Raw genomic sequence first — 15,883 nt, forward strand, 5'->3', positions numbered from 1 at the left:
AAGATTTACACTGATTTATATTGTTTATCAACTTTATTTATACAGCTTGAGAAAACACATTAAAAATGCTCATTATTTAACTAAAAATATTACATAAATGCAGAAATAAAAAGTTATAGGAAGATAAGCTTATTGGCTGTTTTTTTTAGAGATTCGGGTATACTCTTATGGTAACTGTAAGACACAGAATTACTATGTTTCCACAATCTTACAAAAGTATTCTGAACGCTTCTATCGCCTTGATGGGGGGCATAGTATTGTTTTGCAATCAGGCAGCAGAATCTTTAGCTACTAGTCAGACTCGTTCTCAAACCAATACCTATACACCCTCTGACCGACCTAAGCCTCAGAGAACCCAAGGCGGTGGCTCACGCGGATGTGTTAATAACCAGCCAGTTTCCTTGCAACTTCTCGTCCCGCAGGATCATACGGCTTTTACAGCCGATTCTCACCCTACATTTTCTTGGTATGTCTCCACCGTGCCATCTATGCCCATGGAGATTGCCCTAGTCGAAGAAGGTGTTGCTCAGCCTATCTTAGTTAAGCGTCTAGCGGTTAAAAACGCGGGATTGTTACAATTTAAATTGCCCCAAGATACATCAGGGCTGGAAATCGGCAAAGAATATCGCTGGACAGTATCTCTAGTTTGTAACCCTGAAAGACCCTCTCAAAGCATTTATGCTCGTGCATGGATTCAAAGAAAGGATTTATCCTTAAATTTACATAAAGATATCCTATCTAAAAAGTCAGCTTACGACAAAGCGCTTGCATACATTAGAGCGGGAATTTGGTACGATGCGATTGCCTCGATAGCAGAACCAAAATCTAACAGTTCTGAAATTGCCTTAGCGTCCAACCTTTTGCAGGATTTACTGCAACAAGTCGGAATTAAGGAAGCAAGTGACCTTAAACTCCTCTAAATGCTCTCTATCAAAAATTTAAAGACTAGTTGGGAAAAATTACCGCGCAATCTCCAACAATGGGGAGGTTTTTTACTCTCTAGTAGTAGCATTTACCTTTTAATTTTTGGCTTGCGTTGGTTAGGGTGGCTACAGCCTAGTGAGTGGGCAGCCTTTGACTTATTTATCCAGATTCGTCCATCGGAGCCAGTTGACGAAAGAATTATTATTGTTGGTATTCAAGAATCTGATATTCGCTATTTGGGGAAGTGGCCAGCATCAGATCGTGTATTAGCTAATATTTTGCGTAAAATTCGTGACCAAAAACCAAAGGTGATTGGTTTAGATCTCTATCGAGATATTTCCGTGGGGGAAGGCTCGGAAGAGTTAGAAAAAATCTTTAAAACTACCCCTAATCTCATCGGCATCGAAAAGAGTATTGGCGATCGCGCTAACGCCGTAATTGCGCCGCCGCCAACCCTAAAAGCTTTAGGTCAGGTGTCCGCAAATGATGTGATCGTTGATCCCGATGGCAGATTAAGACGAGCCTTGCTCTACCCCATGCCCGATGGTAACGAAGGATTGCCTAGCCTTGGACTGGCGATGGCACTTTACTATCTTAAAGATCAGGGCATCGAGGCAACATCTTCTAAGGACGGAGGTTACTTACAACTTGATCAAACAATTTTTAAGCCCTTAGAGAAGAATGATGGCGGCTATATCCGCGCCGATGCGGGTGGTTATCAGGTCATGATGAACTACCACGGCTCATCACAAAAAATTCAATATATTTCCCTTGAGCAACTTCTTGAAGATCGCATTGATCCCAAGCTGATGCGCGATCGCATTGTCCTAATTGGCGCTCAAGCCCCTAGCCTTAATGACGTTTTTTATACCCCCTACAGCAGTAATTTCATCACTTCGCCAGCTCAAATTTCAGGCGTAGAGTTTCAGGCAAATATTATTAAAATGGTTCTCGGTGCGGTTTTAGATAATCGTCCTCTATTTAAGGTGTGGTCAGATGGGTGGGAAGAAATATGGATTGCGAGTTGGGCGCTAGGTGGGGCAGCAGTTATTTGGATTTTTTCTTCAAAACGCTTAGTTGTGATGGCAGGAGCCGTATTAACCCTGACTGGTTGCTTATTGGGTGGCACTTACTTAGCATTTACTGGAGGTTGGTGGATACCTGTTGCACCCTGTTTATTTGCCTACATCGGCTCGATGTTGGTGATGCAAAGTTACATTTATGTGTCGCGTCTGCGTGAGTTAAACGCCGCCTTATCTGATTCTATTGAGCTACTAGCCCATGATGCTTCGCACGATGCCCTCACAGGTTTGCCGAACCGCAATCTTTTTATGGATCGGGTTGAACATGCGATCAAATATAGTAAGCGGCATCCAGAATATATGTTTGCGATCTTTTTTATCGATCTAGATCGCTTCAAAATGGTCAACGATAGCTTAGGGCATAATGTCGGTGATTTATTTTTAAAGGCGATCGCCCAAATTTTGCAAGGATGTCTTCGCTCCATTGACACAGTAGCGAGATTAGGCGGCGATGAATTTACGATTCTCATTGATGATATTCAAGATGCGGGCGAATCTATAGTGGTAGCCGATCGCATTCTCAATAAATTTCTCTCTCCTGTGATTATTCAAGGAGAAGCAATTTTCCCTAGTGCCAGTATTGGGATTGTCATTAGTACACCCGCCTATGATAACTGCGTCGATCTGCTTAGAGATGCTGACATTGCCATGTATCGAGCTAAGGCTTTGGGCAAGGGACGTTATACGCTTTTTGATCAAGAAATGTATGAGCAAACTCTCAGGCTGACCCAACTCGAAAGCGAACTGCACTATGCTCTCCAACATCAAGAGTTTGAGCTTTACTATCAGCCCATTGTTTCGCTAGAAACCAGTCAGTTATCGGGATTTGAAGCTTTAATTCGCTGGAAAAATCCTAAAAGAGGCTTCATTTCGCCCATCGAGTTTATTCCCCTTGCCGAAGATACGGGCTTAATCGTAGCGGTAGGAGATTGGGTGTTGCAGGAGGCTTGTCAACAACTTCAAGCTTGGCTGACAAAATTTCCTGAAGCCGCCGATTTAAAAATGAGTATAAATTTGGCTAGCCATCAAATTCGCGAACCAGATCTTCTCGAAAAACTAGATGCCATCCTTGTCGCCACTGGGGTTAAAGGTAGCTCAATTCGGCTGGAAATTACTGAAAGTACCTTAATGGATCAAGGTGAGCAGACTATCAATAAGCTCGCCCAATTAAGAGCCAGAAATATTCAACTAAGTATTGATGATTTTGGTCAGGGCTATTCTTCTCTCAGTTATTTACATCGCTTTCCGATTAATATTCTCAAGATCGATCGCGCTTTTGTTAGTCAAATGAGTGATGGCGGCGAGAATATTGAAATCGTGCGGACGATCACCATGCTGGCTCATACCTTAAAGATGAGTGTAGTTGCGGAGGGTGTAGAAACTCGGCAACAGGTAGAAATTTTGAAAAAGTTAGGTTGTGAATATGGGCAGGGCTATTTATTCTCGCGCCCACTTCCCGCTAATGACGCAGAGCAAGCGATTGTCAATAGCATAAAGGCGATCGCCTAAAAATCTCCTAAGAGAGAGTCAAAGCTTTGCTTTGACTCTCTCTTTTTTAAATGAAGAAATGGCGAAGCCATTTCTTCATTTGATATCAGCTTGTTTGTTTATAGCCTAACTTCAAGAAGATATTTTCTAAAGTCTCTTGAGTTCGATGGAAATTAGAAATGGGAATCCCTGATTCAATTAAAGATTTCAGCAGATCGGCACATTCTTCGATACTACCGCCAAATTGAACGCGAATACTATTAGTTCCAGATAGTAATTCTACTTCCTGAATTAGGGGTGATCGCTTTAAAGCTAATCGCAAGTCTTCCATATTGCCTAAGGTGGAAATAAGCAACTGCTGCCGATCTTGACTGCTGCGATCGTAAAGCTCTTGTAATCGCGAACTCTCCACCAATGTACCAAGTTCCATAATACCAATGGAAGTGCAGATTTCGGCTAAGTCACTTAAGATATGCGATGAAATGAGAATCGTCATTCCCTGCTGTTGCAGGGATTTAATAATATTGCGAACCTGTACCCGTGCTAAGGGATCGAGTCCTGATACTGGCTCATCTAGCAAGAGCAAAGTGGGATTATGAATGATACTTCTGGCTAAACTAAGACGCTGTTTCATCCCTCGCGATAGAGTGGCGATCGCCTCATTCTTTTTCTGCTCCAATTCCACTAGTTCAATTACTTCATCCAATCTTTGCGATCGCTGCGGTTCACGCAGAAAATATAAACGCGCAAAATAATCGAGATATTCCCATACGGTCAGGTCATCATACAAGGGAAAATCATCTGGTAGGTATCCTAACTGGCGCTTCAGTTCAGGGTTGTTTTGACCTCGTAAAAATCGCGCCCCATTAATATAAATTTCTCCTGCCGTAGGCTCTTCGGCGGCCGCCAACATCCGAATTAAGGTAGTTTTTCCTGCACCATTCGGTCCAATAAGACCATAAACCTCGCCGCGATCGATCAGCAAATCAATATGATTAACCGCCACGTGATTGTCAAACTGTTTAGTCAATCGGTGAGTGCGAACCGTTGGTACTGCTGCCATGAGATTGCCATAAAAGTTATAGTAATGTTAACCTTCACATAAAAAAATGTGAAGATATCCCACATAAATTTATTTATATAGCAGTGAAAGAGATCGCTCCTCCCTTCGCAGTGAATAGTGTAAGCCTAATTATTCAGTAGAAAGGAATGAGGTAAACGAAGATTTGCGCCTCTTATTTCTACTTATCCTAATGAGTACTAACTATGAGCAACCAATCCTACGATTACAAAGGTCAAGACTTGCAAAATCAATCTTTTGTCGGACAAGATTTGTCAAGAATAGACTTCAGTGGTTCCGACTTGCGCGGCTGTGATTTTACCAAAGCAATTTTAACTGGGGCGAATTTTGAGCGCGTGATTACTGGACAAACTCCTCAAAAATTGAATAAAGCTATTTTCTCTATAGTTATGGGCATGATCGCCATGATCAGCGTCATTACCATAATCACCTTTGTAGTCGTAACGGTTGACAATCAGCTATTTGTTTGGCTTGGAGAAACCTACAGAAAAATCAGTAGTATTTTTTCCACTCTGCTGCTGTTTGTTCTATATTTCTTTCAAAAACATATTTTAGAGGCTTTTCCCAAAACTTCCGACCTTTTGGGGGAAGCCAGTATTTGCTTGCTTTTTTTTCTCATGCTATTTCTTACAATAAGCTTTGCTGTCATTAGCTTTTCTGGGGCCTTTCTTTTTTTAATTCCCATGAGCATTTCGGCGATCGTGACTTTTAAAGTCTTTACATGGTTGATTGAGTCAATTAAAAGTAAAACAGGAACCTCTTTTAAAAAGGCGAACTTAAATGAGGCAAATTTTAGTCATGCGCTAATTGGGAATACAGATTTCTCTTTTGCTCTAATGACAGGAATCTGTATCGAAGGATGGGTAATGGATTCCTATAATCGATTTACAAAATCTCAATGTACTTATTTGTATTTACAACAGCAACAACGCTATCCGCCTACGGGTGAATTTCAAGATCATGAGTGGGAAAAATTTTTGAACTCACATTAAAAATAAAACCCTAAAAGCTTTCTAGTAAGCTATGCGTGTGTCACAGCTTACTAGAAAGCAGCGAGAGGTAAAGCGTGATAAAGTCATGCATCATTGACTATTTACTGGCAAGGGATTATGCAGGAATATATTGTTAAATCTGGAGACACCCTATCCAATATTGCTCGCCGTTTTTTAGGAGCAAATGGAGATTGGAGAGAAATTGCAAGGGTTAATAATATTAGCAATCCCTCCAGCTTACAAATTGGTCAGAGACTTCTCATTCCCGATAACGTAGAGACTCCGCCGATCGCCAAAAATCCTGAAGTGGCGATGGTCAGAAATACGTTGCAGGGTGTTTATCCACCCAATAAGATCGCGATTTCTTTTACCACTGTTGGTAATGATGTCATCGCTAATTTATTAAATACTGGACAAAAAGAACCATTTGCCAAAACGAGAAATCTCGGACTATATCGCTTCGGCATTTTCAAACTGCGGGACTTTATTACTTACGGCGGTAGCCTATTGCAAAGAATGCAAATGAGTCCTTCAGAAATTAATGTGATGTTGGTAACCTCCGCCAATGAAGGCAGCCTTGACGCGATTAATACTTGGGATAATCAATATTTGAGTTTTGGTATTTTCCAATGGACGCTTGGTTCCGCAGGACAACAGGGAGAGTTACCAGCATTTCTAACAAATGTAAAAAGACGCTATCCCAACGAATTTCAATATTATTTTGGACAATTTGGGCTTGATGCGTCTTCCCTTGATGGAATTACGGGCTGGATGTCGCTTAATGGTATTCGCCTTGTGACTGAGGCGGATAAAAATCTGATGCGGCAACCCATCTGGGCTTTACGCTTTGCGATCGCGGGAATGGATGCGATCATTCAATCCATACAGGTGCTACACGCAATTTCTCGCCTCGATCGCTTTTACTTTACACCCACCCAATCTCTACAGGGATATGCTCTCTCTCAAGTCCTCAGTTCCGAGTTTGCGGCAGCTTTGCTACTCGATCACCATGTCAATCGACCTAGCCATGTAATTGGCTGTGTGGCAGAGGCGATCGCGCGATCGGGCTTAACTCCGGCCCAAATCGCCCAAAGCCCCATCGATCAAGAATCTGCCATTATTCAAAATTACCTTACTATCCGCGAAACCTATGGCGGCGCAAATGCGATGACCAAATCCCGCGATCGCGCGGAACTGATCAGAAAAGCGATCGGTACAGGCAATTTGTCTCCCCAGAGATTTTCATTTCGCTCAAATCGTCAAGTACGCATGGCTTAAAAAACAAAATAGAGGTGCAGCGCTTTGCCCCTCTATTAAAAAAAAGAGCTTGCTTGGCAAGCCCTTTTTTAAAAGTTAGCGTCGATTTTGGGCATCGGAAATAGGTTCTGGATCAGTAATAAAAAAGCTTCTTGTAGAACTAGGGGCATTAAGCTCACGAGCATCCACAGCTTTGGAATTATTAAGCAAAGCTGCATCACGGTCTTCCCAACGACTACGGATGGGGGTTAGCTCTACAGGCGTAGACAATAACGGTAAGCTCGTATTGCCACCATTAGAATTAGCCGCTACGCGATCGGCTTTACTTTCATAGGAGCGACTATAAACCCGTTGACGCAAAGCTGCAATCCTTTCGGCAATCCTGTCATCGGCATTGCTAGAAATGGCGAGAGGGTCACGCATGGAGTTATAAACACGGTCAACCTTGGTATAGATCCTTTTGCGATCGCTCACATTTGCCTTTGCTACATAGGTAGGTCGCCTTAATCCACCTAACTCCTCTTGCGATCGGGTCTTAATGTCGGCAATTACCTCGGATTCATCTAGCAAAAAAGAGATTTTATCTTGTACCTGTGATGAAGATTTTGGCGTTTCCTTGGGTTTAGCGGCTGGACTAGCCTTGGGTAATTTTATTCCCGCAGGAGATGGGTTAACCCCTTCTAATGCTTGTTTACCAAATCTGTAGGCGACCATTCCTGCTACAGATCCCACAACGATCATCGCAAATAATAGGATTAGACTGTAGCTCAGCCTAAATTTTTTAGGCTGCTTTTTTTTCTTGCGGAGACGTTTTTCTGGCTTTTCAGAGCGGGTTGTTGCCATCACAAACTTGTTTAGCTAATATTTTCCCTAGAGCAACCTGCACGGTAGCTTGCTTGATAGCATATAATACTTACGGCTATAATCACAACATCCCCAAGGTTGGCTGACTGGTAAAGCAAACGACTCATAATCGTTGATATGTCGGTTCGATTCCGACACCTTGGATAAGGCACACAAGCCACTACGACTAACTTACACCGTGTAACCAGTTATACGGTTAGATACTTTTGGACACATTTAGATTGTTTTTGACTATCAGATTCTCTATGATGATCGGTCACTTTGCGATCGCCAAAAGCATAATTTAAACAGCACCGCCCATACCCTCGATAAATGTGTCAATCAAAGACTTAATCTTCTCGGATATGCGATCGATGGTTGCTTTGCGTTCTAAGATTTTGGGTTTAAAGTTGAGAGCGCTGATAATCTCCTGCTCTCTGGGTAGACGGTTAGCGAAGGCATAGTTATTAATGAGCTTTGATAGTTCTTCAGGCGCAATATTCTCGGTGGTGCAGAGTTCGGCTAAGGCTTCAGATTTTTTGGTTAGCCAGTAGTCCTCAAAGGCTTGTTCGGCATTTTCATGTGGTTGAAGTTGTTGCAGATTATTTTCGATGAATGTTTCGATTAGGGCGCGTTTACTGCGTAGTTGGACTTCACCTGCCATGAGGTCGAGGATTTCTTTTTGACGTTTTTGAGCGGCGGCGGGATCGGTTTTGCTCATGCTTCTCAAGAGGTTGAGAATGTAGGCGACGTTAATCTCATCACGATGGATTAAGCTCAGTTCAAAGTCCACTTCATCGAGGATCGATGGTTTTTCGGTGTTGCGTTCTTTCTTTACACTGTCATAGACATCGAGATATTTGCTTTTGTAGTCCTCAAACTTTTGGGCTTCAAGGGTGAGGTCAGTTTCTTCAAAGTCGGCAAAGGTGGTCAGGGCATTTTTGAGGCGTAGTAGTTCTCGAAATTGGGTGACAAATTCTAGTTTTTTGTTTTCATCGGCTAAGGTATCTACGCTTTTGATGGTAGGAGTTATTTTTAATAGCGCGATCGCAGCTTCATTAAATTGAGCTACATAGTCCTCATAGGGTTGGACTAGCACTGTTGCTTTTGCATCTTTGTCAGAGAATAGGGCGATCGCGTCATCGGTTGCCTTTTTGAGGTTGCGAAAACAAACGATATTGCCCTGTGATTTTTTATCGTTGAGAATGCGATTGGTGCGGGAGAAGGCTTGGACTAGCCCGTGAAACTTGAGATTTTTATCGACATAGAGAGTATTTAGTCTGGGGCTGTCAAAGCCTGTTAAGAACATATTCACCACTAGCAAAATGTCGATTTCGCCTTGTCTGACACGCTTTGAGATGTCTTGAGCGTAGTTATAAAAAGCTTGGCTGTCGTTGGCACTATGTTTGGTATTGAATAGGGCGTTGTAGTCAGTGATGAATTGATCGAGTTTGTCGCGATTGCTTTGGTTGATTTTTGCTTCGCTAGGAATTTCTAGCGGCTCTTCATCGATCATGCCGTTGGCTTGTGGATTTTCTTCGTTGGCAGCATAGCTAAAGATTGTGGCGATTTTTAGGGGAGTGGTTGCTTGAGCTTGTTGCTTTTGGAATAGTTCGTAGTATTTGATTAGGGTTTCGATATTGCTGACGCAAAACATGGCGGTGAAGTCTGGTGCTTTGGTCTTTTGAGCGTGATGTTCCAGAATGTAGTCCACGACTTTTTCTAGTCTGAGTGGACTTTCGAGCATTTCTTTGGTGTCGGTTTCTTCTACAGCAATATCGAGATCGTTAGCGCCTTTTTTCTTCCTTCTTTTTTTAGGAGTTGAGTTACTGGTTTGATTGGTTTTGCCCACATACTCGACGGCAAAGCGCAGTACATTCTCATCTTTGATTGCGTCCACGATTACATATTTATGCAAGCAATCACCGAATAGGGATGCGGTGGTTTGTTGATAATCCTTGGAGCCAAAAGCATTTTCTGCGAGGATCGGTGTGCCAGTAAAGCCGAACATTTGGCAGTTGGTAAAAAACTTTTTGATGTTCTGGTGAGTTTCTCCAAACTGGCTACGGTGACATTCATCGAAGATAAACACAAATTTTTTATCTTGTAGATGTTGGATTTTGTCGAGATAGCGCCCTTTAACGATCGCATTGTTGAGCTTCTGAATGGTGGTGACGATGAGCTTAGTGCTGTCGTCATTTAGTTGTTTGACAAGATTATTGGTGTTGGTGGTGCTGTCTACACTGCCTTTAGAAAATTCGTTAAATTCCTTGGCGGTTTGGTAATCGAGGTCTTTGCGATCAACGACAAATACGACTTTGTGGACTTGGGGCGATCGCATGATGATCTGGCTTGCCTTGAAGGAGGTGAGAGTTTTGCCTGAGCCTGTGGTGTGCCAGATGTAGGCGTTTTTGGTGCTGGTTTTGACCTGTTCGACTAATGCTTCGGTTGCGTAGACTTGATAGGGGCGGAGGACTTTGAGGATGTTGCTAGCAGTGATCACGATGTAGTGGGTGATCATTTTGGCTAGGTGACAGGTGCGGAGAAAGGTGTCTGCAAATTCGCTGAGGTCAGAAATACGATTATTTTCTTTGTCTGTCCAGTAAAAGGTTTGTTGGAAGGCTTGAAATTTATTGTTTGCAAAATATTTTGTGTTTACGCCGTTGCTGATGATGAATAGTTGCACATATTGAAATAGTCCTGCTCCTGCGTCATAGGATTCATGTTGGTAGCGGTTAATTTGATGGAAGGCAACTTTTAGCTCGGATCCGCGTTTTTTGAGTTCGATTTGTACCAGTGGCAAGCCATTAATGAGGATGGTTACGTCATAGCGGTTTTTACGTTTGCCTTCAATGCTGATCTGGTTAGTGACTTGAAATTCATTTCTGCACCATTCATCGCAGTTGAGAAAGCTGATATAGATGGTTTCGGCGGGTTTACCGTCTGTAGCTTCCCGTTTAAGGGCATATTTGTCGCGGAGTATTTTGGCGCGTTCGATGACTGTGCCTGTGTTGAGGTGGTTGAGAATGAGTTCAAATTCGTTTTTGCTAAGGGTAATGTTACCGTTATGAATTTCTAGTTGTTGCTTAAGGTTGGCAAGCATGGCGGCTTGATCTTTGATTTTGACCCTTGTATATTTCAGGCTTTGGAGTTGATCGATTAAGGCGGCTTCTAGTTCGGCTTCGGGTTGGGTAGTCATGGGTAATATTTGCTAGTTATGCAAGTTGAATGATTTTGTTGAGCCGATCGCATACTTGCAAAAACAAATCTTCGTTTAATTTACCTAATGGGTGAGGTTTTGCGCCACGCATTCGCCAGTCAAAGGATTTTGGCTGATGACAAAGGACATAACTGGTTTTGGCAACTTTTCGACCTGATGCTTTGCCTACTGCTACAGCAAAAGGATTTTCGGCGTTATATTCGGCTGTGGTCATTGGCAAGCCAATCACTAGAGAGGTTTTGTTATTGAAGGTACTGGGGGATAAGACTAAAAAGGGGTGAACGTCTCGCATTTCTTGCCCTATTTGTGGATTGCAATCAATCCAGATGATGTCTTGGCGATCTGGTGTCCAGTTGGCTTTTACCATTGCTCAGCGCCTAGTCTTTGCGATGTGGGCATTGCTTCACCGCCATGTATTGCAGGGTTAAATTTTTCTAGCATTTCTTCTAGGCTAGGGGATTCGTTAAATACTGGTGCGATGATTACTTGTCCCTCGATAACTGATAGCTTTACCCTTTGGTCTTTGTGCAGTTTGGCGGCACGGGCGATCGCCGCAGGTAAGCGGACTCCTAAGCTATTGCCCCATGTTTTGAGATCGAGTACTACTTCTGTCATTACAGCAACCTCAAAGCTATATGTTTAAACATAAGTATAAACGTTATGGCTATTATGGTCAATTGCAGTTAATAAGTCTTTGCCATAAGATAGAATTTAGTGCATTGTTGAGGTGAGTTATGGAAACTATTAGTATTGAGGTTGATGCAGAAGTTGCTAGAACCTATCAAAAATCGAATTTGATAGAGCGTCAAAAGATGCAAATTATTCTAAATGGATGGCTAAAACAAATTATGAATAGTCGTTCTTTGGATGAGATTATCTTGGATATGCAAGCACAAGCAAAAAAAAATGGATTAACTCAAGAAATCTTAAATGAGATATTGAGTGATGTCGCCTAAATCTAGATTTGTTGTAGATACAAATACGCTAGTCAGTAGTATTCTTATTTCTAATTCTATATCCGACAAGGCTGTAAAACGAATCAGACAATCAGGAATTATTCTTTCTTCTGTTGAAACTCTTGAAGAATTGAGGGTGGTTTTGAGCCGTTCTAAGTTTGATAAATATGTAGACTCAGCCACTCGCTCGGAATTTGTAGCACAATTTGTTCAACAATCAGAGCTTGTCACGATTGAAGAAACTGTTACAGTTTGTCGAGATCCTAAAGATGATAAGTTTTTGGAGTTAGCTGTGAATGGTAAGGCTGACTATCTAATAACAGGCGATAAGGATTTGTTGGTTTTACATCCTTTTAGAGATATTGAGATTATTAACCCTTCAGATTTTTTCAATATATCTAGTTAATCTAAATAAATATCTGTTGTAATAAATCTAGTTTATAAATTTATTTTCTACGATTAAAGTTTTTGGGCAAAGCATTCCCGATTTAAAATGGTCTAAAAATTTACATTTTGTTGTGGGAATGCTTTGCCCCTACGAATTAATGAATTTATAAAAATCATAAATATCTGCATTAATAAATATCTGTAGGGGTTTAGCATTTGCGCGACTGTCTGTAATTTCTCAACTGTTTTTAATCGCAAATGCTGAACCCTCTTTGTTTTAAACAAACAACTGTTGTAGTAAGCCTTGTTTGTATTGTTTTACTGTGTCGAGATAGGTCTGAGCTTCGGTAATTTTTTCGTCAATAGAAGTTAAGAAATTAGCGATTTTAGTTTGTTCTGGAATATCTGGAATGTTTACCTGTATCTCAGATAGAGAAGTAGAATCAATTGCTGGGTAACTTGTACCAGTGCAACGCGCTAACACATCATTTACAAAATCATCTGAATAAAGTAATTGAAATATAAATTTTGTGTTTTGGTCGGTGCGGATTTGAGCATAACCAGTTGATGCAACATAATCACCACTTTTATCAAATAATAAGTTATTCCTTTGATAAGGTCTTACAGTTTGGTAAAGTATGTCATTTTTCTGTAATAGTCTTTGCGCTCTACTAGGTGCTGTTTCTAATTCAATTCTATTTTCAAATAAAAGATAGCCATCTTTAACACTCTCTAAATCAATATAAATAAAGCTATCAGGTAACTTTGCGCTTTTAGGATTAATATTTACGATGTCTTTTAATTTGTAAGTTTCCCAATCTGGGAAATCGCTCCCATCGTCATCTTTAAAACGCAACTCTTGGCTAAAAATCTGCTGCATCACGCCTTTCTTATAACGCGCTAATAATTCACATTTTTGCGTGAGTTGTGCGATTTTTTCATCTATAGTTACAAGAAAATTAGCAATTTTATTTTGTTCGCTTATTTTTGGCAAATGAATATTTATAGATGCAATAGTTGGTAGATTTAAACCAGACTTTGCACCAGAATCATTTAACCTATTTATTTGTTTATTTAACTTAGCTGTTGAGAGTAAATAGGCTATAAATAAAGAATCTGTCTGCTCTTTCTTAAGACGAACTAAACCCGTATGCTGATTTATGAAAGCTTCACCAAAGTTAGGCGGAATCCAACCAATTTTACCAAGTTCAGCAGTTATTGAGATAAGTATATCGCCGTGAATTAAGCTTGTACGCTGACCATCACTAGACTCAGCTTTGACATTGACAAACTTTAAATCATCAAGTTTTAGGTGGATTCCCTCTCTACTAAGATTTGTCATCCTTATAAATTTGCTTCCATTTTCTGAATAATATTGCGCCCAATCACGCGCTCCACTTGTGATCTTGTCTGCAATTTTTCCTAGCTTAATTAACTTCCATTCCCCTGTAAATTCCTTAAATCTCAACTTAGGCACACTCATCTATTCCCCTCCTCAAACTGCAACAAAACACGCGATCGCAATAACTCAACCCTTAACTCCTCCTCAGACGGCAACAAAGGCAAATACTTCGACGCAAACAACTGCTTGCGATCCGCCAGAACAGAATACTTCGCCACAGCCGCCGACTTCTCACTACACAAAATTAGCCCAATCGTCGGATTATCATCATCACCCTTATAGTGCTGGTCATAAATCCGTACATAAGTATCCATCTGTCCCACATCCTGATGACTCAACCGCCCCAACTTCAAATCGATTAACAAAAAACACTTCAGCTTGAAATTGTAAAACACCAAATCCAAATAAAAATCCTGATCCTCCACACTAATCCGTTGCTGACGCGCCACAAACGCAAAACCGCGCCCAAGCTCTAACAAAAAATGCTGTAAATTATCGATCAACCCCTGCTCGATCGCACTCTCCACCAAAGCCGTAACAGGCAAATTTAAAAAATCCAAAATATAAGGATCGCGCAAATAGTCTTTAATATCAGGCTTTAACTCATCCGTTTTAGAAATTGCCTCACCAATCACAGGCTCCCGATCCGTACTCGACAACAAACGCTCATAGTACAAAGTCCCAATCTGTCGCTCCAAAGCCCTTACACTCCAATTATTTGCCACACATTCCGCAATATACCAATCTCTTGCAATTGGATTCTTTACCCGCATCACCTTGCAATAATGTGTCCAACTCAATTTGAGAGTCAGTGACTCACAAATTGGAAAAGTTAAATAAAACTGTCGCATATTGCGTAAATTACTAGCATCAAAGCCCTTACCAAACTCAGCTTGCAACACCTTCGATAACTGCTCTAACAGCTTTTTGCCATACCCTGCCCTCACTTGCCCCTGCTGCTCATACTCCACAATCAAGCGCCCCACCTGCCAATAGGTCAGCACCATCGCACTATTCACAGTCTGAGCAACAGTCAAGCGCGAAGCCGTCACTATTTGCCGAATATCGTCTAAAAGTTGAGAAGGGATACTATCAGTCATAATCAATCATCAAAACGGCGGCTCAATCCCTAACTCATCACAGAATGACGCGATCTTATCATCCGTCACCATGCCCTGCTGCGCGATCGCCCTTAACTGCAAAGCGATCGCATCAAGATCAATCGACTCCTCCGCCTCAAACGTATCCACATAACGGGGAATATTCAAATTAAAATCATTACCCCTGATCTGCTCAATACTCGCCACATAGCTAAATTTATCCTCATTAGTCCTTGCCAAATACGCCGCCACAATCTTCTCGATATGCACAGGACGCAACACATTTTGAGTCTTCACCTTATCGAAATGCTGACTCGCATCAATAAACAAAATATCGTCAGGACTACGGCGACACTTCTTAAACACCAATACGCAAGTCGGGATACTCGTACCGTAAAAAATATTCGCAGGTAAACCAATCACCGCATCCAGACAATTCATCTGCTCGATCAAATATTGGCGAATATGCCCCTCAGCCGCGCCCCGAAATAGCACCCCATGAGGCAACACCACCGCCATCGTGCCATCATCAGCCAACTGAGAGATCATGTGCTGCACAAAAGCGAGATCTGCCTTACTACTCGGCGCAAGCTTTCCATAAACACTAAAGCGATCGTCATTTTCTACTTGCGCTTTATCAGGTTCCCACTTTGCCGAAAAAGGAGGATTCGCCACAATCGCATCAAAGCGTAAATCTCGATGCTGAGGTTTCTTTAATGTGTCCTGTAATTTGATATCAAAGTCTGCATAATGCACATCATGCAAAATCATGTTCATTCGCGCCAAGTTATAAGTGGTGCGGTTCATCTCCTGTCCATAAATCTTGCCAACCTGATCCGCCTCACGCTTCACCCGCAACAATAGCGAACCACTGCCACAGGTCGGGTCATATAGCAAAGAAAGGGATAGTTAGGACAAATGACAGAAAGCTTGTTGAACAGCATTCCATAAACTTTTACATTGTCCAATAATCTTACTGACATAACTCTTCAATCTAGCCCAGAATTTCTCAATCTTGTTTAAGTCAGGAGAATAGGGAGGCAAAAATATCACCTCACAGCCAGCCTGACGGACTAATTGCCTAATCCTTTCCTGTGGATGAAAACTAGCATTGTCGATAGCCACTATTTGCCCTGGTAATAGTTCTGGGA

14 protein-coding genes, 1 tRNA gene and 1 pseudogene are annotated in these 15,883 nt (G+C 41.6%); 7 read left to right on the plus strand and 9 right to left on the minus strand.

Translation table 11 applies throughout. The features are described from left to right. The first annotated feature begins 194 nt into the window (after positions 1-194). Positions 195-920 (plus strand): DUF928 domain-containing protein, encoded by a 726-nt coding sequence (locus H6F42_RS07010; protein ID WP_190398644.1) that lies wholly within the window; start codon positions 195-197, stop codon positions 918-920. Beyond that, positions 921-3,515, plus strand: coding sequence for an EAL domain-containing protein (locus tag H6F42_RS07015; RefSeq protein ID WP_190398645.1), 2,595 nt, complete (start codon positions 921-923; stop codon positions 3,513-3,515). An 85-nt stretch (positions 3,516-3,600) separates the two neighbouring features. On the opposite strand, the gene H6F42_RS07020 is transcribed toward H6F42_RS07015, so the two are convergent. Further along, on the minus strand, positions 3,601-4,557 hold the full coding sequence (locus H6F42_RS07020) for an ABC transporter ATP-binding protein (protein WP_190398646.1): 957 nt from the start codon (positions 4,555-4,557) through the stop codon (positions 3,601-3,603). Positions 4,558-4,760: 203 nt separating this feature from the next. Between H6F42_RS07020 and H6F42_RS07025 the strand changes: the two genes are divergently transcribed. Then, positions 4,761-5,567, plus strand: a complete 807-nt coding sequence (locus tag H6F42_RS07025; RefSeq protein ID WP_190398647.1) for a pentapeptide repeat-containing protein — start codon at positions 4,761-4,763, stop codon at positions 5,565-5,567. Positions 5,568-5,684: 117 nt separating this feature from the next. After that, positions 5,685-6,845 (plus strand): LysM domain-containing protein, encoded by a 1,161-nt coding sequence (locus H6F42_RS07030; protein ID WP_190398648.1) that lies wholly within the window; start codon positions 5,685-5,687, stop codon positions 6,843-6,845. A 75-nt stretch (positions 6,846-6,920) separates the two neighbouring features. On the opposite strand, the gene H6F42_RS07035 is transcribed toward H6F42_RS07030, so the two are convergent. Further along, the gene (locus tag H6F42_RS07035) at positions 6,921-7,667 is read right to left on the minus strand and encodes a hypothetical protein (RefSeq protein WP_190398649.1); all 747 of its coding nucleotides are present in this window, start codon (positions 7,665-7,667) and stop codon (positions 6,921-6,923) included. 93 nt (positions 7,668-7,760) lie between these two features. Between H6F42_RS07035 and H6F42_RS07040 the strand changes: the two genes are divergently transcribed. After that, positions 7,761-7,832 (plus strand) — tRNA-Ile (locus tag H6F42_RS07040). Positions 7,833-7,971: 139 nt separating this feature from the next. Here H6F42_RS07040 and H6F42_RS07045 read toward each other — a convergent pair. From H6F42_RS07045 to H6F42_RS07055, 3 genes are read right to left on the minus strand one after another with little or no spacing between them, the layout of a single operon-like run. After that, positions 7,972-10,866 (minus strand): type I restriction endonuclease subunit R, encoded by a 2,895-nt coding sequence (locus H6F42_RS07045; RefSeq protein ID WP_190398650.1) that lies wholly within the window; start codon positions 10,864-10,866, stop codon positions 7,972-7,974. 16 nt (positions 10,867-10,882) lie between these two features. After that, positions 10,883-11,254 carry a type II toxin-antitoxin system PemK/MazF family toxin gene (locus H6F42_RS07050; protein WP_190398651.1) on the minus strand — a complete coding sequence of 124 codons (372 nt, stop codon included), beginning with the start codon at positions 11,252-11,254 and terminating at the stop codon, positions 10,883-10,885. Continuing rightward, the gene (locus tag H6F42_RS07055; RefSeq protein WP_190398652.1) at positions 11,248-11,502 is read right to left on the minus strand and encodes an AbrB/MazE/SpoVT family DNA-binding domain-containing protein; all 255 of its coding nucleotides are present in this window, start codon (positions 11,500-11,502) and stop codon (positions 11,248-11,250) included. Before H6F42_RS07055 ends, H6F42_RS07050 begins: the two co-directional genes overlap by 7 nt. A gap of 119 nt (positions 11,503-11,621) precedes the next feature. On the opposite strand from H6F42_RS07055, the gene H6F42_RS07060 reads away from it, so the two are divergent. Together H6F42_RS07060 and H6F42_RS07065 are read left to right on the plus strand one after the other, a co-directional pair. Continuing rightward, the gene (locus H6F42_RS07060; RefSeq protein ID WP_190398653.1) at positions 11,622-11,843 is read left to right on the plus strand and encodes a hypothetical protein; all 222 of its coding nucleotides are present in this window, start codon (positions 11,622-11,624) and stop codon (positions 11,841-11,843) included. Next, positions 11,833-12,249, plus strand: a complete 417-nt coding sequence (locus H6F42_RS07065) for a putative toxin-antitoxin system toxin component, PIN family (protein WP_190398654.1) — start codon at positions 11,833-11,835, stop codon at positions 12,247-12,249. Before H6F42_RS07060 ends, H6F42_RS07065 begins: the two co-directional genes overlap by 11 nt. Before the next feature lie 258 nt (positions 12,250-12,507). Here H6F42_RS07065 and H6F42_RS21585 read toward each other — a convergent pair whose 3' ends face one another. The 4 genes and pseudogenes from H6F42_RS21585 to H6F42_RS07090 form a co-directional block, all read right to left on the minus strand. Then, positions 12,508-13,713, minus strand: coding sequence for a restriction endonuclease subunit S (locus tag H6F42_RS21585; RefSeq protein ID WP_199288936.1), 1,206 nt, complete (start codon positions 13,711-13,713; stop codon positions 12,508-12,510). After that, the gene (locus H6F42_RS07080; RefSeq protein ID WP_190398655.1) at positions 13,710-14,732 is read right to left on the minus strand and encodes a PDDEXK nuclease domain-containing protein; all 1,023 of its coding nucleotides are present in this window, start codon (positions 14,730-14,732) and stop codon (positions 13,710-13,712) included. The genes H6F42_RS21585 and H6F42_RS07080 overlap by 4 nt, the downstream gene beginning before the upstream one ends. 9 nt (positions 14,733-14,741) lie before the next feature. After that, positions 14,742-15,626, minus strand: a pseudogene (locus tag H6F42_RS07085) (type I restriction-modification system subunit M); the annotation flags it as partial. 15 nt (positions 15,627-15,641) lie between these two features. Then, positions 15,642-15,883: transposase (locus tag H6F42_RS07090; protein WP_190398657.1), on the minus strand; the 242-nt coding region annotated here is incomplete at its 5' end.

The organism is Pseudanabaena sp. FACHB-1998 (genome assembly GCF_014696355.1).
Lineage (GTDB): Bacteria > Cyanobacteriota > Cyanobacteriia > Pseudanabaenales > Pseudanabaenaceae > Pseudanabaena.